19 protein-coding genes are annotated in these 20,718 nt (G+C 66.7%); 8 read left to right on the top strand and 11 right to left on the bottom strand.

Features of this window, described 5'->3' with window-relative positions; translation table 11 throughout:
• The first annotated feature begins 618 nt into the window (after positions 1-618).
• The 4 genes from KHP16_RS10065 (at position 619) to KHP16_RS10050 (ending at position 4,658) form a co-directional block, all read left to right on the top strand.
• Positions 619-822, top strand: a complete 204-nt coding sequence (locus KHP16_RS10065; protein WP_039009350.1) for a cold-shock protein — start codon at positions 619-621, stop codon at positions 820-822.
• Positions 823-1,014: 192 nt separating this feature from the next.
• A complete protein-coding gene (hpnD, locus tag KHP16_RS10060) occupies positions 1,015-1,866 on the top strand; it encodes a presqualene diphosphate synthase HpnD (protein ID WP_115953308.1) in 852 nt (283 codons plus the stop codon).
• A 114-nt stretch (positions 1,867-1,980) separates the two neighbouring features.
• On the top strand, positions 1,981-3,993 hold the full coding sequence (shc, locus tag KHP16_RS10055) for a squalene--hopene cyclase (RefSeq protein ID WP_115953309.1): 2,013 nt from the start codon (positions 1,981-1,983) through the stop codon (positions 3,991-3,993).
• Positions 3,994-3,995: 2 nt separating this feature from the next.
• Positions 3,996-4,658, top strand: a complete 663-nt coding sequence (locus tag KHP16_RS10050; RefSeq protein WP_280528129.1) for a phosphorylase — start codon at positions 3,996-3,998, stop codon at positions 4,656-4,658.
• A 16-nt stretch (positions 4,659-4,674) separates the two neighbouring features.
• Here KHP16_RS10050 and KHP16_RS10045 read toward each other — a convergent pair whose 3' ends face one another.
• The gene (locus KHP16_RS10045; protein WP_109583476.1) at positions 4,675-5,928 is read right to left on the bottom strand and encodes an Hsp70 family protein; all 1,254 of its coding nucleotides are present in this window, start codon (positions 5,926-5,928) and stop codon (positions 4,675-4,677) included.
• 255 nt (positions 5,929-6,183) lie between these two features.
• Between KHP16_RS10045 and KHP16_RS10040 the strand changes: the two genes are divergently transcribed.
• From KHP16_RS10040 to KHP16_RS10030, 3 genes are read left to right on the top strand one after another with little or no spacing between them, the layout of a single operon-like run.
• Positions 6,184-7,182, top strand: a complete 999-nt coding sequence (locus tag KHP16_RS10040) for a Bug family tripartite tricarboxylate transporter substrate binding protein (RefSeq protein WP_115953311.1) — start codon at positions 6,184-6,186, stop codon at positions 7,180-7,182.
• Between the two features lie 12 nt (positions 7,183-7,194).
• Positions 7,195-8,394 carry a CaiB/BaiF CoA transferase family protein gene (locus tag KHP16_RS10035; protein WP_115953312.1) on the top strand — a complete coding sequence of 400 codons (1,200 nt, stop codon included), beginning with the start codon at positions 7,195-7,197 and terminating at the stop codon, positions 8,392-8,394.
• Positions 8,391-9,236 (top strand): citryl-CoA lyase, encoded by an 846-nt coding sequence (locus tag KHP16_RS10030; protein WP_244214597.1) that lies wholly within the window; start codon positions 8,391-8,393, stop codon positions 9,234-9,236. The genes KHP16_RS10035 and KHP16_RS10030 overlap by 4 nt, the downstream gene beginning before the upstream one ends.
• A 4-nt stretch (positions 9,237-9,240) precedes the next feature.
• Here KHP16_RS10030 and KHP16_RS10025 read toward each other — a convergent pair whose 3' ends face one another.
• The 5 genes from KHP16_RS10025 to KHP16_RS10005 form a co-directional block, all read right to left on the bottom strand.
• Positions 9,241-10,023: a phosphate/phosphite/phosphonate ABC transporter substrate-binding protein gene (locus KHP16_RS10025; protein WP_211960105.1), complete on the bottom strand. Its 783-nt coding sequence runs from the start codon at positions 10,021-10,023 to the stop codon at positions 9,241-9,243.
• A 19-nt stretch (positions 10,024-10,042) separates the two neighbouring features.
• On the bottom strand, positions 10,043-11,053 hold the full coding sequence (locus KHP16_RS10020; RefSeq protein WP_244214598.1) for an ornithine cyclodeaminase family protein: 1,011 nt from the start codon (positions 11,051-11,053) through the stop codon (positions 10,043-10,045).
• Between the two features lie 14 nt (positions 11,054-11,067).
• Complete coding sequence (locus KHP16_RS10015; RefSeq protein ID WP_109583481.1) at positions 11,068-12,048, bottom strand: Bug family tripartite tricarboxylate transporter substrate binding protein; 981 nt, start codon at positions 12,046-12,048, stop codon at positions 11,068-11,070.
• 208 nt (positions 12,049-12,256) lie between these two features.
• Positions 12,257-13,576 (bottom strand): GGDEF domain-containing protein, encoded by a 1,320-nt coding sequence (locus tag KHP16_RS10010; RefSeq protein ID WP_109583482.1) that lies wholly within the window; start codon positions 13,574-13,576, stop codon positions 12,257-12,259.
• A 191-nt stretch (positions 13,577-13,767) separates the two neighbouring features.
• The gene (locus KHP16_RS10005; protein WP_121491664.1) at positions 13,768-14,538 is read right to left on the bottom strand and encodes an IclR family transcriptional regulator; all 771 of its coding nucleotides are present in this window, start codon (positions 14,536-14,538) and stop codon (positions 13,768-13,770) included.
• A gap of 260 nt (positions 14,539-14,798) precedes the next feature.
• Between KHP16_RS10005 and KHP16_RS10000 the strand changes: the two genes are divergently transcribed.
• Positions 14,799-16,037, top strand: coding sequence for an MFS transporter (locus KHP16_RS10000; protein WP_109583484.1), 1,239 nt, complete (start codon positions 14,799-14,801; stop codon positions 16,035-16,037).
• On the opposite strand, the gene KHP16_RS09995 is transcribed toward KHP16_RS10000, so the two are convergent.
• The 5 genes from KHP16_RS09995 to KHP16_RS09975 all read right to left on the bottom strand — a co-directional run bounded on the left by KHP16_RS09995 (position 15,998) and on the right by KHP16_RS09975 (position 20,536).
• Entirely contained in the window at positions 15,998-16,768 is a 771-nt protein-coding gene (locus KHP16_RS09995; RefSeq protein ID WP_109583485.1) for a class I SAM-dependent methyltransferase, read from the bottom strand. The genes KHP16_RS10000 and KHP16_RS09995 overlap by 40 nt on opposite strands.
• Before the next feature lie 106 nt (positions 16,769-16,874).
• Positions 16,875-17,744 carry an ABC transporter permease gene (locus KHP16_RS09990; protein WP_109583486.1) on the bottom strand — a complete coding sequence of 290 codons (870 nt, stop codon included), beginning with the start codon at positions 17,742-17,744 and terminating at the stop codon, positions 16,875-16,877.
• A 2-nt stretch (positions 17,745-17,746) separates the two neighbouring features.
• Positions 17,747-18,607, bottom strand: coding sequence for an ABC transporter ATP-binding protein (locus KHP16_RS09985; RefSeq protein WP_115953317.1), 861 nt, complete (start codon positions 18,605-18,607; stop codon positions 17,747-17,749).
• 2 nt (positions 18,608-18,609) lie between these two features.
• Positions 18,610-19,629 (bottom strand): ABC transporter substrate-binding protein, encoded by a 1,020-nt coding sequence (locus KHP16_RS09980; protein WP_109583488.1) that lies wholly within the window; start codon positions 19,627-19,629, stop codon positions 18,610-18,612.
• Positions 19,630-19,657: 28 nt separating this feature from the next.
• Positions 19,658-20,536 carry a TauD/TfdA dioxygenase family protein gene (locus tag KHP16_RS09975; RefSeq protein WP_211960104.1) on the bottom strand — a complete coding sequence of 293 codons (879 nt, stop codon included), beginning with the start codon at positions 20,534-20,536 and terminating at the stop codon, positions 19,658-19,660.
• Between the last annotated feature and the right edge of the window lie 182 nt (positions 20,537-20,718).

Raw genomic sequence — 20,718 nt, 5'->3', positions numbered from 1 at the left:
GCATGGGGCGCGCGTGGTGCGTGGCGTGCTACAGCGGCGATTCCGCCTGTCGTTGGATCACATTGTCGCGGCATCGCAGCAACAGTGCCCATAGTCCAAATGGAGTAAGAAAGATGGAGTCAAGGAGGATGACGCACCGGATCCCGCCGCGTCCCCGAGACGCTATCCTCTTATCGACCAACTATTCTTATGTCGGAATTTCATATATCCGAAAAAATGTAACGCCATCCCGACTCAACATTCGGTAATTATTGTCGTAACTTTTTGGTACATCCCGCAAGCCTTACACCATACCGTTGTATGACGTCCTGCTGCTTTTGCACAACGATAACGATACCTACCACCGATTTAATCGGGCCGATGTCAGACAAAAGCCGATTCGAAGTCAAAAATCCTTATATCTGTCCTTTGCAGACGTAAACGACTTTCTTCGTGGACAAGGGGTTTGGCTGATTGACACGTTGAAAAAAACCGGCAGAATGAATCCCGCAAGCGAGCCGAGACGGCGAATATTCCGGACCTCCGGTTGCGCCTTTTCCGGTCGCCTTGCGCCGTACGACACAGCCCCTCCCATGGTCGGGCAATCACGCTCACTGAAATTCAAGGTTGGATAGAAATATGGAAACCGGTACCGTCAAGTGGTTCAACGACGCCAAGGGCTTTGGCTTCATCACCCCGGACGCGGGTGGCAATGACCTCTTCGCCCACTTCTCCGCGATCGAGGGCAATGGCTTCAAGTCGCTGAAGGAAGGCCAGAAGGTTCGCTACGTGAAGGCCATGGGCCAGAAGGGCGAGCAGGCAACGAAGATCCAGGCAGTGTGATACCGGTCTGTCTATCTCGGCCCCGGCTGTAAGAAAGGCCCCGCGAATGCGGGGCCTTTTTGTTTGGCACGGCCTTTTCGAAATGCCCCGTTCGTCACAAAACGCGACGCTGCGGTGAAGTTGCTATAATCGCCCGACCCAAAAATCCAGCGCCGTCCTTGCGGCAATCCCATTAGCGTGCCGAGGAAATCCGTGGCCGGTACAGACATCGCCTCGCCTGGCGGCCCCATTGCCGGGCCCGCCGCATCATCCGGTAGCTCCTTTCATACGGCGCTGCGCATCCTGCCGCCCTCGCAGCGGCAGGCCATGTTCGAGATCTATGCGTTCTGCCGCGCGGTGGACGACATCGCCGACGACGGCGACGCTCCGGAAGCGGAACGCCTCGCGGCGCTCGCGCAATGGCGCGCGGATCTCGCGGCATGCTACGCGGGCAACCCACCCGCACGGCTGCGCGCGCTCGACGTGCAGATCCGCGCGTTCCGGCTCAAGCAGCAGGACTTTCTCGACGTGATCGACGGCATGACCATGGACGTGGTCGCCGACATCCAGGCGCCGCCCGCCAAGACGCTCGATCTTTATTGCGATCGCGTCGCCAGTGCCGTCGGCCGCCTGGCCGTCCGCGTGTTCGGCCTCGAGGAAGCCGCGGGCATCGAGCTGTCGTACCATCTCGGCCGCGCACTGCAGCTGACCAATATCCTGCGCGACCTCGACGAGGACGCGGCCATCAACCGGCTCTATCTTCCGGCGGAAGGCCTGGCCTCCGCGGGCATTCCGCGCGGCACGCCGGAAGACGTCATCAACCATCCGAACATCGACCGCGTGTGCGTCGCGCTCGCGCACGAGGCCCAGACGCACTACGACGCGTCGGCCGCGATCATGGCACGCTGCCCTTCGCGCCTCGTCCGCTCGCCCCGCATCATGTTCGACGTTTACCACGGCATCCTGACGCGCCTGCTCGCGCGCGGATGGCGCCCGCCGCGCGCACGTGTGCGCGTGCCCAAGGCGCGACTGGTGTGGATCCTGTTGCGCCACACCCTGTTCTGATCCGCAATCGCCAGATAAAGATGAAAGCGGCCGCCACGAGCGGCCGGCGCGACCATCGCGATCATCGTCATATCGCCTCATCGCCCATCCATCGTGAGTACTGCCCCCGAATTGATGAACCAGGCTGCACTGTCTCCCCGCCCTGCCACCGCGTCGCCCGTGCGCTCCGGCGTGTCCATTCCCTCTGCGCTGCCGGATCCGCTCGACGCCGGCATTGCCGCCGCCGTCGATGCGCTGCTGGACCAGCAGCAGGCCGATGGCCATTGGGTCTACCAGCTGGAAGCCGATGCGACGATCCCGGCCGAGTACGTGCTGATGGTGCATTACCTCGGCGAGACGCCGAACCTGGAGCTCGAGCGCCGCATCGGCCGTTATCTGTGCCGCATCCAGAATGCCGACGGCAGCTGGCCGCTGTTCCATGAAGGCGCGGGCGACGTGAGCGCCTCCGTGAAGGCGTACTTCGCGCTGAAGATGATCGGAACCGATCCTCAGGCCGAGCACATGGTGCGTGCCCGCAAGGCCATCCACGCGATGGGCGGTGCCGAGGCCAGCAACGTCTTCACGCGCACGATGCTCGCGCTGTTCGGCGTCATGCCGTGGCGCGCGGTGCCGATGATGCCGGTGGAGATCATGCTGCTGCCGGAGTGGTTCCCGTTCCATCTGTCCAAGGTTTCCTACTGGGCGCGCACGGTTATCGTGCCGCTGCTCGTGCTCAACAGCCTGCGTCCGCGCGCGCGCAATCCGCGCAAGATCGGCATCGACGAACTGTTCCTCAAGCCCGCGCGCACGTTGGGTCTGCCCGCCAGGGCGCCGCATCAGAGCCGCTTCTGGCACAGCGTGTTCACCGCGCTGGACGTGGTGGTGCGCGCGGCCGAGCCGCTGTTTCCGCGCAGCGCGCGCCAGCGCGCGATCGAACGCGCGCGGGCGTTCACGGTGGAGCGTCTCAACGGCGAAGATGGGCTCGGGGCGATCTTCCCAGCCATGGCGAACTCCGTGATGATGTTCGACGTGCTCGGTGTACCGGCCGACGATCCGAACCGCGCGATCGCGCGGAAGTCCATCGACAAGCTGCTGGTCATCGACGAAGACGCGGACGAGGCGTACTGCCAGCCGTGCCTGTCCCCGGTGTGGGATACCTCGCTGGCGAGCCACGCGTTGCTCGAAGCACGCGAGCCGCGCGCCGTAGCGGCCGCCACGCGCGGCCTCGACTGGCTCATCCCGCTGCAGGAGCTGGAATTTATCGGCGACTGGGCCGTGCGCCGGCCCAACGTGCGCCCGGGCGGCTGGGCATTTCAATACCGCAACGCGCACTACCCCGACGTCGACGATACCGCTGTCGTCGCGCTGGCGATGCATCGCGCCGACAAGGAAGACGGCACCGCGCGCTACGAAGAAGCCGTGTCGCGCGCGCGCGAATGGGTCGTCGGCATGCAGAGCAGCAACGGTGGATGGGGCGCCTTCGAGCCCGAGAACACCCACCTGTACCTGAACAACATTCCATTTGCGGACCACGGCGCCCTGCTGGATCCGCCTACCGCCGACGTGTCGGCACGCTGCCTGGCCATGCTGTGCCAGATCGGCGAGATGCCCGCGACGAGCGAGCCATCGGCGCGCGCGCTGCGCTATCTGCTCGACGAGCAGGAAGCCAACGGCAGCTGGTACGGCCGCTGGGGCACGAACTATATCTACGGCACGTGGAGCGCGCTGTGCGCGATGAACGCGGCGGGCATGGGCGCGGATGCGCCCGAAGTCCAGCGCGCGGCCAGCTGGCTCATCGGCATCCAGAACGATGACGGCGGTTGGGGCGAGGACGGCGAGAGCTACAAGCTCGAATACACGGGCCATGAAGCCGCGCAGAGCGTGGCATCGCAGACGGCCTGGGCATTGCTGGGCCTGATGGCGGCCGGCAAGGGTCATCATCCGGCCGTGGCGCGTGGCGTCGACTATCTGCTGCGCACACAGGCGTCGCACGGCCTGTGGGACGAGGCGCGCTTTACCGCGGTGGGCTTCCCGCGCGTGTTCTATCTGCGCTACCACGGCTACGCGCGCTTCTTCCCGCTATGGGCGATTGCGCGTTATCGCAATCTTCAGCGCGAGGGCAATCGCGCGCTCAACTGGGGCATGTGACGGTGGGCGACGCCACCGTGCTCGCGGTCAGCGGGATGACGTTCGAATCCCGCATTGCGGCGGGTCCGGGCGTCACCACGCTACATGGCTACCGAGACCGCGCGCTGGCGGAGGTGCTGACCGCCGCCTTGCATTCGCATCGCGGTGTCATCAGCATCGGCGTCGCGGGCGGGCTGGCGCCGGGGCTCTCGCCCGGCGCGGTGATCGTGGCGTCCGCTGTGCAGGATGGCGACGTCGTGTTGCCGTGCGATGCGGCATGGCATGACGCGCTGCGGGCTTCGCTGCCCGATGCGTTGTCCGGCCCGATTGCCGGCATGGATGCCGCGGTGACCACGGTGGCGGCGAAGGCCGCGCTGCATCGCGCGCACGGTGCGCTGGCCGTGGATATGGAATCGCATATCGCCGCGCGCGCGGCACGCGATCGTGGCCTGCCGTTCGCGGCGCTGCGAATCGTGATCGATCCCGCCGAACGTCCGGTGCCGCCGCTCGCCGTGGCGGGCATGGCGGCGGATGGCAGCACCGATATCGGGGCAGTCGTCAGGGGGTTGCTCAAGGCGCCATGGGAGCTCGGCGGGCTGATCCGCCTCGGCCGCGACGCCGCGGCCGCAAAGGCCGCGCTCGCTCGCGCCCGGAGAATGGCAGGCGCCGCGCTCGGCGCGCCTTAGTCCACCTTAGCCGAACCTAGCTGCCGAACTTCCGCATGGCATCGCGGGCAAGACCCGAGCCGATGCCCCCGAACAGATCCCCTTCCACGCGCCGCGCATGCGGCAGCAGATGCGACAGTCGCTCGCGCAGCATCGGCACGCTGCTCGATCCCCCCGTGAACAGGATCGTATCGACCTTGTCGCCCGCCACGCCGGCATCGGCCAGCATGTTGCGCACGGCGGTCTCCGTCTTCGTCACGAGCTTGTGGATCGACTGGTCGAAGTCGTCGCGCGTGATCGTCAGCACGAGGTCCGGCGCGATACGCCCCAGATCCACACCCGTCTCGTCAGCTTCCGACAGCGCGATCTTGGCCGCTTCCACCTGGATGGCCAGCCAGTGGCCCGCGCGATCCTTGATGAGGCGGATCAGCCGGTCGAGCTTCTCCGTATCGGCCGCGTCGCGATAGTTGTCCATCACCACCGACCAGGCCTTGCGCGTGTAGACCAGATTGATCGTGTGCCAGCTCGCGAGGTCGAAGTACTGGCTCGATGGCATCTCCTTGCCGCTGCGCAGCGTGCTGCCGAGCCCGAGCAGCGGCATGGCACTGGCCAGGCTCAGTGCCCGGTCGAAGTCGGTGCCGCCGATATGGACACCGCCATTGGCGAGAATGTCCTCGTGCCGGTCGAGGCGTTTTGCGCGTTCGGGCGACAGCCGCACGAGAGAGAAGTCCGACGTACCGCCGCCGATGTCGGCCACGAGCACGAGCTCCTCATGCGAGATGCCCGCTTCGTAATCGAACGCCGCCGCGATCGGCTCGTACTGAAACGCGATGTCCTTGAAGCCCGCCTTGCGCGCGATCTCCGCGAGCGTGTCCTCGGCCAGCTTGTCGGCAACCGGGTCCTCGTCGATGAAGTATACGGGCCGGCCCAGCACGGCCTGCGTGAACTCCGTGCCGGCGGCCGCCTCGCCGCGGCGTTTCAGTTCACCAATGAAGTGCGCGAGCAGATCGCGGAACGGCATCGCGCGGCCCATGACCTCGGTGCTGTCGTCCATCATCGACGTGCCGAGCAGGCTTTTGAGCGAACGCATGAGCCGGCCTTCATAGCCGGCCAGATAGTCCGAGAGCGCGGCGCGGCCGTAGACCACGAGCGGATCCTCGGCATGGAAGAAGATCACCGACGGCAGCGTGGACTTGCCGTCTTCGAGCGGCAGCAATACCGGATGACCGGGGCGCAACCAGCCCATCGTGGAGTTGGAGGTGCCGAAGTCGAGGCCGCAGGCGTGAGACATGTGGGAAGCGGAATGGGAGATAACGGGGCGTCATTGTAGTGGACGCGGAAGACGGCACGCGGGAATAGCGGTCCATCCTCCCATGCGGGAGAGCAATATGCGTGCAAGCATCGGGGGTCGGAGCGCCCGGGCGGATGTGGTCATGCCGTCCCTTGACAGCGAAGGGTGGCGCCCATATCCTCCCTTTGTTCTTTCTTTAAGACCGTTGTTCTGTCTTATAGAACGCAAAAACAACGCTTCCCCGGAGACCGATCCATGCATTCCACCCCGCGCCGCGCCGCCCTGCGCCGGCTGACCGCCCTCGCCACGACGCTCGCCGTCCCGAGCCTGCTGAATCCGATCGCCTCGGCCATCGCCGCCGGCTATCCGACGCAGCCCATCCGCCTCGTCGTGCCGTTTCCTCCCGCGGGCGGCACCGACGTGCTGTCGCGGCTGGTGTTCGACAAGGTGGGCCCCGCCGCGCACTGGACCGTCGTGGTGGAGAATCGCGCGGGCGCCGGAGGCAATATCGGCCTCGACGCCGTGGCCAAGGCAAAGAACGATGGCTACACCATCGGCATGGGTCAGACCGCCAACCTTGCCATCAACCCCACGCTTTACCCCAAGCTGCCGTTCGACCCAATCAAGGACTTCACGCCCGTGGTGCTCGTGTCCGCGCAGCCCGTCGTGCTGATCGTCAGGCAGGACGCCCCCTACAAGACGCTGGCCGAGTTCGTGACCGCGGCCAAGGCGAAGCAGACGTCGATGGCCTCCGCGGGCACCGGCACGGTGGGCCATCTGACCGGCGAGATGTTCCAGCGCCGCGCGGGCTTCAAGGCGCTACACGTACCGTACAAGGGCGCGTCGCCCGCGCTGACCGACCTCATGGGCGGCCAGACCGATTTCTACTTCGCCACGCCGCCCATCGCGCTGCCGATGCTCAAGGCCGGCCGCCTGCGCGCGCTGGCGGTGACCTCGCCGAAGCGCCTAGCGCTGCTTCCGAACGTCCCGACCGTGGCCGAGCAGGGTTACGCCGGTTTCGCCGCGGAGGACTGGAAAGCGCTGGTTGCCCCGGCCGGCACGCCGGCCGACGTGGTCGCGCGGCTCAACGAGGAAGTCAACAAGGCGCTCAAGCAGCCCGACACCATCGCCCGCATGCGCGAGGAAGGCAGCGAGCCGCGCGGCGGCACCGCGCAGGAACTGGGCGCATTCATCAAGAGCGAGAACAGCCGCTGGGGCGCCATCGTGCGCGAGTCCGGCGCTCGCGTGGAGTAAGGAGGGTTTTCGATGCAGAAGCCGCTACGCAACATCCGCGTGCTGGACCTGACCAACGTGCTGGCCGGCCCGTTCTGCTGCCACCAGCTCGCGCACATGGGCGCCGAGGTCATCAAGGTGGAAACGCCGGGCACGGGAGACCTCGCGCGTCAGCTCGGCGCCGATGCGGAACTGAACAAGGCGCTGATGGGCGTGTCATTCCTCGCCCAGAACCCGGGCAAGCGTTCCATCACGATCAACTTCAAGCACGCGCGGGGCAAGGAGGTTTTCCGCAAGCTCGTGCAGAGCGCGGACGTCGTGGTCGAGAATTTCCGGCCCGGTGTGATGACGCGGCTCGGCCTCGGTTACGAGGAGCTACGTAAGGAGAACCCTCGACTGATCTATTGTGCGATCTCGGGCTTCGGTCAGGATGGTCCCCTCTCGGACCTGCCCGCGTACGACCAGATCATCCAGGGGATGTCCGGCGTGATGAGCATCACGGGCGATGCGGAGACCGCGCCGTATCGCGTGGGCTATCCGGTCTCCGACACGATCGGCGGTATCACGGCGGCCTTTTCCATCGCCGCATCGCTGGCCGATCACGAACGCACGGAGGGTTACTTCCTCGATGTGTCGATGCTGGAAGCGACGTTGGCTACGATGGGCTGGGTCGTGTCGAACCATTTGATCGCCGGCAAGAATCCGTCGCCGATGGGCAACGAGAACATGACCGCGAGTCCGTCCGGCACGTTCCATACCGGCGCGGGGCTGCTCAATATCGCCGCCAACAAGCAGGAGCAGTTCGAGGCCGTGTGCCGCGTCATCGAGCGGCCGGACCTCGCCACCGACCCGCGCTTCGCGGAACGCCAGGCGCGCCTCACAAATCGCGGCGTACTGAAGCAGGTGCTGGAAGCCGAACTGGCGCGCAAATCGGCCACGGAATGGTGGACCTTGCTCAACGACGCCGGTGTGCCAGCCGGTCCGGTGATGAATGTGCCGGACACGCTCGCCCATCCGCAGGTGCGCGATCGCGGCATGATCGGCGAATTCCCCAACGTTCCTGGCGTGGGCCGCGACATCCGCCTCGTGCGCACGGGATTCAAGGTCAATCGCGAGGCACCGTCGGTCGATACGCCCCCGCCGCAACTGGGCGAGCACACCGACGAGATTCTCGCGCAGCTCGGCTACGACGCCACGGACATCTCATCGCTCAAGGAGGCACGCGCGGTATGACCATGCAAAACGACAAGCCCGCCGTCGACGCGGGACAGCAGGCTTCGCAGGACTGGTGGCGCACGGAGATCATCGACATGCGCCCCGGCGAGATCCGTTACCGCGGTTATCCGATCGAACAGCTGATCGGCCGCGTCTCGTTCGCGCAGATGATCTGGCTGATGCTGCGCGGCGAACTCCCCGCCCGCCGCGAGGGCGAACTGCTCGATGCCGCGTTGATGGCCGCCGTCGATCATGGCCCGCAGGCACCGAGCATCGCGATCGCGCGCATGGCGGCAACCTGCGGCGTGGGCCTCAACAATGCGATGGCCTCCGCCGTGAACGTGCTCGGCGACGTGCATGGCGGCGCTGGCGAACAGGCGGTGGAGCTGTATCAGGACATCGCGCGGCGCATCGATGACGGGGCCACGCAAGACGATGCGGTGGCCGCGGCGCTGCAGGACTATCGCGATCTGCACGGCAAGTTCGTGTCGGGCTTCGGCCATCGCTTTCATCCGCTCGATCCGCGCGCGCCGCGTCTGCTGGAATTGGTGGATGCGGCCGCGAAGGATGGCGTGGTGTCTGGCCGCTACGCCACGATCGCGCGCGCGGTGGAAGCCGCGCTGGGCGCTGGGCGCAGCAAGCCGATTCCGATGAATATCGACGGCGCCACGGCGGTGATCTACGCCGAGCTCGGCTTTCCGGCGCCACTCGCGCGCGGGCTGTTCTGCCTGTCGCGCTCGGTCGGCATCCTGTCGCATGCCTGGGAGCAAACCCAGCAGGGCGGCCGCAACAAGGGGCCGATCCCGCGTCAGTATCTGTGGACGTACGACGGCAAGCCGCAGCGGGACGTGGAGGTTTGACGTCTCAACGGATCGCGGGGTAGTCCGCTACGGGGTCGAGCAGGACGCCGTAGCTGTCGATGTCCGGGACGACGAAGCGGTCGATGCAGACGTCGTCCAACAGCGCGCGATAGGCCGCTGCATCGCCGATCGCCACGAGGTGCGAGACCAGCGCCTCGCGGTCCGCGACCGGCACGTCGCCTGCCGCGACCAGCAGCGGGTTCGGCGTCCACGGCGTGACCGCGATGGTCTGCAAACCCGCGAGCGTCTCTGGCGCATGGCGGCGCAGCAGGTCGAGGTAGAAGCTGTCGAGCGCGGTCACGTCGATCTGGCGCGTGCGTAGCGCCTCGAGCGTACGCGCGGGCGTGTCGAGCGGGCCGATCGATGCGCTGAACAATGTTTCTCGCTCATGCGCGTAGGAGGAGAGCGCCCGCCGCGCCGCGTGATACCCAGATTGCGAATGGTCGGCCATCCAGCCGAAACGGGAGCCGAACGCATCCTCCATCGTCCGCCATCCGCTCTCCGCACGTACAAGCACCTCGGAGCGATAACGGGCGTGGCCATGCAGTACCGGTGCCACCAACGGCACCACCGGCGCCGCCCCGCGCACGAACGGCAACCCGCACATGAACCCGCACACCAGATCGCGCCGCTGCCAGAGATCGGTCAGCGGCGCGGGCCACGCATGCGGAATGACTTCGACGGGCCAGCGCAGGTCCTGGAATACCTGCGTGAACAGCGCGCGCCACGCGGCCGCGACCGCGGGCGTGGCGTTGTACATGCGGAACGAGGCGATGCCGCTGGCCATCTGGTACTCCTTGCCCTTCTCAGGCGAAACGCAGCGACTGGCCGATGCCGAGCCCGCGCGCCTTGGTCAGCATCGCATGGCCCAGCGCGATATCGGTCGTCGACAGGCCGCGGTGCCAGAACAGGATGGTCTCGTCGTCGCGCTCGCGCCCGGGCTTGAGTCCGGCGACGATCTGGCCGAGCTCCGCATGCAGGTTTTCTTCGTTCAGGCGTCCGCTGTCGACGTGCTGGCGCAGGGCACCGAAGGGCAGGCCCTTGCGGCACTGGCCCCAGTCGTCGACGACCATCTTGCTCATGATGTCGGTCAGGGACAGTTCCACCGCGCTCATGGTGCCGTAGGGAATCACGAGCGCGCCGGGCTTGATCCACTCGGTCAGCAGCATCGGCTGCGGCGCGGGCAGGCGCGAGGCCTCCACCACGATATCCGCGCCGCGCACGCACGATTCCCAGTCGGTCGTCACGGTCACAGGCTTGCCGAGGTCGCGCGACAGGCGCGCGGCGAACGCTTCCCGGCTTTCCGGGCGGCGCGAATGCACGCGGATCTCGTCGAAGTCGAAGATCGAGTCGAGCAGGCGCACGTTCCAGTACGATGTGCCGCGCGCGCCGATGTGCGCAAGCACCTTGCTGTCCTTGCGCGCGAGGTGACGCGCGCCGAGCGCGGTGACGGCGCCCGTGCGCATGTCGGTGATGGCCGTGGCATCGATCATCGCGAGCGGTACGCCGTTATCGGGATCGAACAGGTTGAGGATCGCCATCTCCGACGGCAGCCCCTGCTTGTAGTTGTCCACGTAGTCGGACACTACCTTCACGCCCGCCACGTGTAGCGGACGGATGTAACCGCGCAGCACGTTGAAGTGGCCCTTGTCGGACGACTCGGGCACGAGGTGCACGCGCGGCTCGATCACGGTCTCGCGGCGGCCCTGCGCGGCCAGCGCCGACTCCACGGCGGCGAGGATCTCGGCATCGGTCAGCGCCAGCCTGGCCACGTCCGGACCGTTGAGGTAGGTCAGGTGAATCTGCTTCTCTTCCACTTTGGGGGTCTCCTTTACTGCAGGGGCGGAATATTGGCGCGATGCACGATCGCACGCCATTTGAGCGTTTCGCTCGAGATCGTCGTGCCGAAGGCCTGCGGCGTGCTGCCCACGGGTTCCAGGCCGAGGGCGTCGAGCTTTTCGCGCACGTCTGGCTGGCGGAGCACCGCAGCCACGTCGGTCTGCCATTTACGCACGATCGCGTCGGGGGTGCCCTTCGGCGCGACGAGGCCGTACCACGAGGTCACGTCAAAGCCGGGGTAGCCGGATTCCGCCACCGTCGGCACGTTAGGCAATTGCGGCAGGCGGCGCGGACCGGCGACGGCAATCGGCACGAGCTTGCCCGTACGGATGTGCTGTAGCACCGTCGAGATGCCGCCGAACATCATCTGCACTTGTCCGCCGAGCACATCGTTGAGCGCGGTGGCCATGCCGTTGTAAGGCACGTGCACGGTCTTGATGCCCGCTTCCAGGTTCAGCAGTTCGCCGGCGAGGTGGGCGCCGCTGCCGTTGCCGGGCGACGCGAAGTTGAGTTCGCCGGGGTGGGCCCTGGCGTAGCCGACAAGGTCCCTGAGCGTGCGGACGTGCACGGAAGGATTGACCACAAGCACGTTGGGCGAGGCGGCCAGCATCGTGACGGGCACGAGATCGCGCACGTCGAAGCCGAGCTTCGGGAACAGGATCGGGTTGACGGTCAGGTTGCCGGCCGGTGCAAGGCCGAGTGTGTACCCATCGGGCGCGGCGCGCGCGACCGTCTCCATGCCGATGTTGCCCGCCGCGCCGGGCTTGTTGTCGACGACGATCGACTTGCCCCACTGCTCCGACAGCTTCTGGCCCACGAGCCGCGGCAGGGCGTCCGCCACGCCGCCCGCCGCAAAGGGAACGACGATGCGGACCGGTTTCGAAGGATAGGCGCCGGCATCCGCCTGCGCGGGCTGTGCGTTGGCGGCGGTGATTCCGACCGAAGCGCCGGCCAACATGATACCCGGCAGCATGAGGCATGCCGCCACTTTGTTTGCAAATCGATTCACGCTGAAAGCTCCCCTGGTACGCGTTGTGGCCCGAATGTTAAGCAGCTTGTCTAACACTGTATAGACAGGTTTTCGCAAATCGAAAAGCGTTTTTCGCATAAGGCCCGAATGGCCTCGCGCCAGCACCGGAATGGCGCGCGGGAGGGCCTTGCGTGACGTGCGCTGGTGCGGACTACACCGAGATGGGGAGAGGGTCTGGCTCGCCGAGCGGAAGCAGTGCATCGGCTCCGTGTGACGTTGCGGGTTCTTCTTCGGCCACGCGCGAGGCGATGACGAATTGATCGCGGCCGCGTTCCTTGGCGATGTAGAGCGCGCGGTCGGCTTCCGCGAAGAGGCCGCGCCAGATGACGTCGCGGGTGCCGGCGGCGCCTCGAAGCTGGGCCACGCCGATGCTCACGCTGGCGTGACGGTCGCGGCCGGGCAGCGGGATCGCGCGCACCTTGCGGAGGATGCGGTTGGCGAGCGCGGTGGCCTGCTGTTCGTCGGTGTGCGGGCAGAGGATGCAGAACTCTTCGCCGCCGTAGCGAGCGGCGATATCGGAGGCCCGCCGGGAGTGGTCGAGCGCGGCGGCGATCTCGCGCAGGATGCCGTCGCCGGCGTCGTGGCCGAAGGTGTCGTTGACCTGCTTGAAGTGGTCGACGTCGATCACCAGGCAGGACAGTGCTTCGCCATCGCGCTGCCAGCGGGCGATGAGGTGAGCCGCCGACAGGTCGAGGGCGCCGCGGTTCAGCAGGCCGGTCAGCGCATCGACGCGAGCGCCGTTTTCATTGCGGGCGATGATCTGCTCGGTCGCCATCATGCAGAAGCCGAACAGGCCCAGCAGGACGGCCATCATGGCGGCGATCATTGGCAGGAGGGGCCACGTCATGCCGGATGGCTGCATGAAGAACGGCGTCATGGCGGCGCCGTCCCGGGAGACCGGGGACGCGAACGAGGTCAGCGCGACGACCTGTCCGGCCAGCAGCACGAGGTGGGACATCATGACCACCGGGCCGCCGATGCCGGTGCGGCCCCTTTCGCTGCGGAGCATGATGACGATGGTGCTGAACGACATCATGGCCAGGACGCCGTAGGCCAGCGCGTGGACGAGCAAACGCGCGTCGTTAAGGCCGGTGGCGATCACGAGCAGCGCCACCACGACGAGGCCGAACATGCGGAGGGGGACGGTGTGCTGGGGCAGGCCGTAGAACGTACGGACGCCGCGATAGATTGTCAGCCTGCCGAGGATGTAGCAGCCGGCGGCCAGCGCGCTCAATTGCAGCGCGCCCGGTGGGAGCTGGCCGTGTTGGGGGTGGGCGGGGTGCAGGAGGTCGTAGCCCGCGGTGCAGGCCACTACCATCAACCCGGCGGCCGATGCGACGACATGCCCGATCGCCCACTGCCGTCCCGCTTCGCTGGCGCGCAGGGCGACGACCAGCCCTGCCGACATCAGCAGTGTGCTGGAGAACACCACCATCATGACGACGACGATCGTCTGCTGGGCCAGTTGCACGGGTTTCCTTCGGAACGCGGGCGCGCGAAAACGCGAATCATAACGGCGCGGACTTAGGGCAGGCACCCCCGACAAGGGGTGCATTCGCATGCATGCAACGGAGTGAGTGCACTCCTCCCCGGGAGGGTGGGGAAAGTACGGATGGGACGGTCGGTCGTTGGCGGCTCTTAGGCGCGGAGCAAAGCCGACCGTCAGTCTTTGCTGTCGCTGTCCGTGATCGGCGCCGCCGCCGCGGGGGCGAAGTCGGGGAAGGTGCCGCCGAGGGCCTGAGTGAGCTGGCGCGCGGCGTCGAGGACCTGGTCGCGGAAGCTCACGGAGAAGCGGGGGGTGGGGCAGGTCAGCGTCAGGGCGCCCCGCAGGTCGCCCGCCGGGCCGAAGACCGGAGAAGATACCCCGGCGATGTCCGGACTGCGGTCGCCGACCAGCGCGATGACGCCCTCGTCGCGGATGCGCTGGTAGATTTCCCCGCGCGCCCCGGCAAACGCCCGCAATACCCGGCCGCCCGCGCCACGGTTACGGGGCAGCACATCGCCCGCACGGATGTGGTCGCGCACCGGCTGCGGGGAATCCACCCGGTACAGGCAGAGCCGATGCTCCCCCTGCTCGATGTGGAACGCCGCCGACTCCCGCGTCACCTGCACGAGCTGCCGTAGCGCCGGCATGACCACGGCCTCCAGCGAGAAGGATGCCGCATAGACAGCGTTGAGCCGGGCGACCTCTGGCCCCAGCCCATAACGTCCATCGGGCAACCGCCGCACCAGCCGCGCATGCTCGAGCGAGGCCAGCAGCCGCAGCAGCGTACTTTTGTACAGGCCGCTGCGTAGCGCGAGTTCCGCCAGCCCGAGCGCGCTGTCGCCCTCGCGAAACACCGACAAGACGAACAGCGCCCGGTCGACGGCAACGGCGCCCCCTTCCGCGGCGTGCTTGTCGGCTTCGGAGAGTTGGGCGGCTTTACGTGGCATTGGCGTCGAATGTCAGTACCGGCTTCACCGGAGGCGCAAGCCGGAAGCGGCTTGCGCTGCATGTTGGAACAATTGCCCACCGTATAGAACGGTGTGTGCGTTGTCAATCGGAAGCGCGGGCTGGCATGCGGCGTGCATGGAACGCCGCATCAGGCACCAAACCGGCAATCCCGGTATGATTACTGCTTTACGGGTTTTCCCTTAGTCCAATCGTCAGCGAAACCCTGCCCCCCAGCAGACCCCAAAAGCTGACCCACCCCATGACCGCCCCCTCTTCCTCACTGGATGCCGCGCACGACCATCCCGCCGATGACCGCGTGCTGCGCCGCATCCTCAGCGTCGTAGCGTTCAACTTTGTCGCCTACCTCGCCGTCGGCCTCCCGCTGGCCGTGATACCCGGCTTCGTCCACGACCATCTCGGCTACAGCGCCGTCATCGCCGGCCTGGCGATCAGCATCCAGTATCTCGCTACCCTGCTGTCGCGCCCCTGGGCCGGCACGCTATGCGACGTACAGGGACCAAAGCGTTCGGTGTTGACGGGTCTGGCCCTGTGCGTGGGTAGCGGCGCGCTGACGCTGGCGGCCGCGCTGTGCGGCGGCACCGACTGGCTCGGTCTCACGGTGCTGTTCGCCGCGCGGCTCGTGCTCGGCGCGGGCGAAAGCCTTGTCACCACGGGCACGATCGCCTGGGGCATCGGCAGTGCCGGCACGCGCCACACGGGCAAGGTCATCTCGTGGAACGGCATGACCACCTACGGCGCCCTCGCCGCGGGCGCCCCGCTCGGCGTGGTGCTTGCCGACTTTGGCGGCCTCGCCTCCATCGGGGCGGTGACGGTGCTGATTACCGCGATCGCCCTGCTGCTGGCGCGCCGGAAGTCGCCGTCCGCGATCGTCAAGGGGGAACGCCTGCCCTTCCGGCGCGTCTTCCGCGCCATGACGCCATTCGGCCTCTGCCTCGCGCTCGGCTCGGTCGGCTTCGGGTCGATCACCGCGTTCATCACGCTGTATTACGGCAGCCGCGGCTGGGACCACGCAGCGTTCGCGCTGACCTCCCTCGGCACCTGCTTCATCCTGTCGCGCCTGCTGTTCGCGGATACGATCAACCGCTTTGGCGGCTACACCGTGGCGATCGTCTCGTTCGCGGTGGAAGCGGCCGGCCTCGCCATGCTGTGGCTCGCGCAGTCGCCATGGCAGGCGCTCGCGGGCGCGGCCGTGACGGGCCTCGGCTTCTCGCTCGTATTCCCGTCGCTCGGGATGGAAGCGGTCAAGCGCGTGCCGCAGACCAATCGCGGCTCCGCGCTCGGCGCCTACTCGCTCTTCCTGGATTTCGCGCTGGGGCTGACCGGCCCGCTGGCCGGCCTCGTGGTCAAGCATGCCGGCTATGCGCCCGTCTATCTGTGCGCGTCGCTGGCCGCGATCCTTGCGCTCGTGATGAGCCGCCTGATCGCGGTGCGTTACGGTCAGGACGAACGCTCGCAGCAGTACGCCTCGGTCCGGTAAGGGAACGACACCGTTTCCCGGCCCTTCAGCGCCGGGTTGCGCGCGATCACGTCATGCAGTTGCGCGCGCACGGCATCCTGCTGCGCGGGCTGCAGCGACGCGATGAAGCTCACCGACATCACGCGGTCGACGATCACCTGCTCCGGCGCGCCCGTATGCGCATAAGGCAGGCTCGTCAGCGTGAGCGGACCGAACCCCTCGGCCGGAAACACCTTGCGCCAGTCGCCGCGATGAAATCGCGGCGCATCGCCCTCGAACGGCTTCATGATTTCCGTGAGCCGCGCCACCCAGTCCACCGATTCGTCGCGCACGTTCCACACGAGGCCGAGCCGGCCACCGGGACGCAGCACGCGGCGAATCTCGCGCATCGCCGCCGTATTGGCGAACCAGTGGAAGGCCTGCGCGCAGACGACCGCGTCGACGCTCGCATCGGGCAGCGGCATCGATTCCGCGGTGCCGGCCACGGCCTGCACGCCCGGCAAGGCGCTGGCAAGCTGGTCGCGCATCTGCTGCACGGGCTCCACCGCGATGATGGACGCGCCAGTCGGCTGCAGCAGCCGCGTGAACTTGCCGGTGCCGGCGCCGAGATCGACGACGGTCCGGCCTGCGGCCAGGCCGACCGTGTCGCGCAGCCAGTCGGCGATTTCCTTGGGATAGTCGGGACGCCCGCGGGCGTAGGTGTCGGCTTGACTCGAGAAGCCCTGGGCGGCGGCGTGGTGGATGGCGGTCATCGGAATTGTCGTGAGTCGTTATCTGGCGAACCGCCACGTACCATACTCCCGTCCCGTCACACGAACAAGGCTGGAACAAGAACCCGGGAGGGAACATCGGCCTGCATCAACCGTTCTGCATGCCCCAGCGCCGCACGGTCAGGCGCTCAAGCGAAGCGAACACGATGCCCTCCACGGCCAGCCCGATCAGGATGACGGTCGCGAGTCCCGCGAACACGCGGTCCGTATAGAGCTCGTTACGGTTCTGGAAGATGTACCAGCCCAGGCCGCCCTTGCCCGACGACGCGCCGAAGACGAGCTCCGCCGCGATCAGCGTGCGCCATGCAAAGGCCCAGCCGATCTTGAGGCCGGAAAGGATCGCCGGCAGTGCGGCGGGGACAAGAATCAGCACGACGTAACGCAGTCCGCGCAGGCCGTAGTTGCGGCCCGCCATGCGCAGCGTCTCCGGCACGCCACGAAAGCCTGCATAGGTATTGAGCGCGAGCGGCCACAGCACCGAATGGATCAGCACGAAGATCAGGCTGCCTTTGCCAAGGCCAAACCACAGCAGCGCCAGCGGCAGCAGCGCGATGGCCGGCAGCGGGTTGAACATCGCGGTCAGTGTGTCCAGCAGGTCGCGGCCGATGCGCGTCGACACCGCCAGCGTGGTCAGCACGAACGCGAGCACGATGCCCGCGAGGTAGCCTTGCAGCAGCACCGTTAGCGAGACCGCCGCCTTGCCCGGCAACTCGCCGTTGAGAATGCCATCGAAGAACGCACGTGCCGTGGCACCGAACGTCGGCAGCAGCAGGTCGTTGTCCTGCACGCGCGCGATGACTTCCCAGACGATCGCCAGCGCGATCAGGATGAACAGCTTGCGGAGCCAGCCTTGCTGGAGCACGCGTGTGTGCCACGGCAGCGCGCGCTCGACCGGTGCGGCGGTGAAGGGTTCGAGCTCGCGCTCGTATTCGGGGCGGATGGTGAGCGTGTCGGACATGATCAATGCGTGTGTGTGGCACGCCGCGACTGCGGCGTCGCGGCGGGCGCGGCCTGCTCGGGTTCTTCGAACAGCATGCGATGGATGCGCTGTGCCGCATGCTGGAACTCGGCGCTCCCCTGGCTCGCGAGCGAGAACTGGTGGCTGTTGAGCTCGGCCCGCACGCGGCCCGGATGCGGGGACAGCAGCAGGATGCGGCTACCCACGACCAGCGCCTCTTCGATCGAATGCGTGACGAACAGCAGCGTGAAGGACGCGTCCTCCCACAGCGCCAGCAGTTCTTCCTGCATGCGGCGGCGCGTGAGGGCGTCGAGCGCGGCAAACGGCTCGTCCATCAGCAGCACCTTCGGGCGCATCGCCAGCGCGCGGGCAATCGCCACGCGCTGCTTCATGCCGCCGGACAGCGTGTGCGGATACGCATCGGCAAACCCGGCCAGACCGACCTTGTCGAGAAAGTGCATGGCCGTATCGCTGGCCTCGGCGCGCGACAGTCCGCGCGCGCGCTGCAGCGGAAACATGACGTTCTGACGCACGGTCTTCCACGGCGGCAACTGGTCGAACTCCTGGAACACGACGATGCGATCGGGCCCCGGCGCGCGCACGCGCTGGCCATCGAGCCGGATCTCGCCCTCGGCCGGCGGCACGAAGCCGGCCACGGCCTTGAGCAGCGTCGACTTGCCGCAGCCCGAAGGGCCCAGCAGCACGAACCGATCCGCGGCATGCACGTCGAAACTCACGCGATGCGTGGCGCGGACCACGCGGTCGGGCGTGCGGTATTCGAGCGAGACGTTATCGACCTGCAGGAGCGGCAGGCCGCCACCCACAACCCTGAGGCCCGCGCGCGGATGTTCGTGCGTCGTCATGATCAGCTCCCTTGTGCGGTGGCCGGGTCCTGGAAGAAATAGTCCTGCCACGACTTCGGTGCATTCTTGATAGCGCCCACGCGGTGCATGAACTCGGCCAGCGGGAACGTGTTCTGCGGCGTGACCTTGAACTGGACCTGCGGGTTCTTGAGGATCTTGACCAGCAACGCGCGGTCGATCTTGGCCTTGTTCACGCGGATGTAGAGATCGGCGGCCGCTTCCGGCTGTTTGGTCGCGAAATCCGCGGCTTCCGCCAGCGCGTCGACAAAGGCGCGATACGTCTTCGGGTTCTCGCTGCGGAATTTCTCAGTGGCATAGAGCACCGTGGCCGAGCTCGGGCCGCCGAGCACGTCGTACGAATTCAGGACGATGCGCGCATTGGGATTGCCGGCCAGCTCCTGTTCCTGGAACGGCGGATTGCCGAAGTGGCCCGTGATCTCGGTCCCACCCGCGATGATTGCCGCGGCGGCATCAGGGTGCGGCACGGCCACCGTCCATTTGTCGAGGCGGTTGAACTCCTTGTCGCCCCACTGCTTCGCGGCCGCGAACTGCAGCACGCGCGACTGCACCGATACCGTCACGGCGGGCAACGCGATGCGATCCTTGTCGGTGAAGTCCGCAATCGTCTTCACCTTCGGGTTGTTGCTGACGAGGTAGTACGGGAAGTTGCCGAGCGACGCGACGCCCTTCACGTTCTGTTTGCCATGCGTCCGGTCCCACAGCGTCAGCAGCGGCCCGACGCCGGCACCGGCGATATCGATCGAGCCCGACAGCAGCGCGTCGTTCACCGCGGAACCGCCCGAGAGTTGCGTCCATTCGACCTTGACGTCCACGCCCTGCTGCTTGCCGTGCTTCTCGATCAGTTGCTGGTCGCGCGCGACATTGAGTAGCAGATAGACCACGCCGAACTGCTCGGCAATACGGATGCGCCCTTCGGCGTGCGCGTTGGCGGTCAGCGCGAGACCCGCGACAAGCATCGACACGGCAGCGCGGCGCGGCCAGCGGGAGGTGAACAGGGACATTGCAGATGGCTCCGGTAAGAAATGGAATTCAGTAAGGCAGATCGCCCTCGATCGTGGTGCGGTACATCACGCGGCGCTCGCTGTCGGGCGTGCCCGCCGCCAGATGCATCAGCGAGCGGTTGTCCCAGAACACGAGGTCGTGCTCGCGCCACTGGTGGCGATAGACGAATTCCGGCTTGACACTGTGCGCGAACAGTTCGTCGAGCAGCGCGCGGCTCTCGTCCTCCGGCAGGCCGACGATCTTCGTCGTGAAATGCTCGCTCACGAACAGCGCCTTGCGGCCCGTCTCCGGATGCGTGCGCACGACGGGCTGCAGCGCGGGCTTGACCTGCGCGATCTGCTCGGGCGTCAGGTCGGGACGCCACGGGCTGCGGCGCTGCAGCTCCTTGTATTTCGCCAGGTAGGTGTGCTCGGCTTTCAGGCCTTCCACCTTGCGCTGCAGATCGGCGGGCAGCGCGTCCCATGCGGCATGCATGTTGGCGAACAGCGTATCGCCGCCTTCGCGCGGCAACTCGCGCGCGTGCAGCAGCGAGCCGAGGCTCGGCTTCTCCTTGTAGGAGAGATCGGAATGCCAGAAGTGACCGGCGTCGCCAAGGCCGATCGGCTTGCCGTTCTCGCGCACGTTCGACACGATCAGGATCTCGGGATGCCCCGCCAGCTGGAACTGATGCAGGACGTGGATCTCGAGCGCGCCGAAGCGGCGGCTGAAGTCGATCTGCTGCGCGGGCGTGATGCGCTGGTCGCGGAACACCACGACATGATGGTCGAGATGCGCGCGATGGATGCGCCGGAAGTCTTCTTCCGCGATCGGCTGCGACAGATCGAGACCGATGATTTCGGCGCCCAGGGCGGCGCCGAGCGGGCGGATCTCGAAATCCTGGAGAACGGGTGCGACGGCAGTGGTCATGGTGTCTTGTGCTCGGGGGAAAGCAGTGCAAGGGAGCCACTGTAGACACCGCAGTGCGCGCAGCCAACGAATCAAATCGCGCGGCCATATGCGCCAGACGCATATGGCGCGTACATGGGAGGGCATATGCTTATATGCATATGCAAATGCGGTTTCCTTCGTTCCGCGCGTTGGCGCGAAAC

This window comes from Cupriavidus plantarum (genome assembly GCF_905397285.1).
Classification (GTDB): domain Bacteria; phylum Pseudomonadota; class Gammaproteobacteria; order Burkholderiales; family Burkholderiaceae; genus Cupriavidus; species Cupriavidus plantarum.
The sequence above is the reverse complement of the archived record's forward strand: the minus strand, read 5'-3'. Positions and strand labels throughout refer to the sequence as shown.

Coding starts and splice junctions, on each gene's coding strand:
- KHP16_RS10065 (WP_039009350.1), top strand. CDS start 619: ATGGAAACCGGTACCGTCAAGTGGTTCAACGACGCCAAGGGCTTTGGC.
- shc (WP_115953309.1), top strand. CDS start 1,981: ATGAACCAGGCTGCACTGTCTCCCCGCCCTGCCACCGCGTCGCCCGTG.
- KHP16_RS10045 (WP_109583476.1), bottom strand. CDS start 5,928: ATGTCTCACGCCTGCGGCCTCGACTTCGGCACCTCCAACTCCACGATG.
- KHP16_RS10040 (WP_115953311.1), top strand. CDS start 6,184: ATGCATTCCACCCCGCGCCGCGCCGCCCTGCGCCGGCTGACCGCCCTC.
- KHP16_RS10035 (WP_115953312.1), top strand. CDS start 7,195: ATGCAGAAGCCGCTACGCAACATCCGCGTGCTGGACCTGACCAACGTG.
- KHP16_RS10030 (WP_244214597.1), top strand. CDS start 8,391: ATGACCATGCAAAACGACAAGCCCGCCGTCGACGCGGGACAGCAGGCT.
- KHP16_RS10025 (WP_211960105.1), bottom strand. CDS start 10,023: ATGGCCAGCGGCATCGCCTCGTTCCGCATGTACAACGCCACGCCCGCG.
- KHP16_RS10015 (WP_109583481.1), bottom strand. CDS start 12,048: ATGCTGCCGGGTATCATGTTGGCCGGCGCTTCGGTCGGAATCACCGCC.
- KHP16_RS10005 (WP_121491664.1), bottom strand. CDS start 14,538: ATGCCACGTAAAGCCGCCCAACTCTCCGAAGCCGACAAGCACGCCGCG.
- KHP16_RS10000 (WP_109583484.1), top strand. CDS start 14,799: ATGACCGCCCCCTCTTCCTCACTGGATGCCGCGCACGACCATCCCGCC.
- KHP16_RS09995 (WP_109583485.1), bottom strand. CDS start 16,768: ATGACCGCCATCCACCACGCCGCCGCCCAGGGCTTCTCGAGTCAAGCC.
- KHP16_RS09990 (WP_109583486.1), bottom strand. CDS start 17,744: ATGTCCGACACGCTCACCATCCGCCCCGAATACGAGCGCGAGCTCGAA.
- KHP16_RS09985 (WP_115953317.1), bottom strand. CDS start 18,607: ATGACGACGCACGAACATCCGCGCGCGGGCCTCAGGGTTGTGGGTGGC.
- KHP16_RS09980 (WP_109583488.1), bottom strand. CDS start 19,629: ATGTCCCTGTTCACCTCCCGCTGGCCGCGCCGCGCTGCCGTGTCGATG.
- KHP16_RS09975 (WP_211960104.1), bottom strand. CDS start 20,536: ATGACCACTGCCGTCGCACCCGTTCTCCAGGATTTCGAGATCCGCCCG.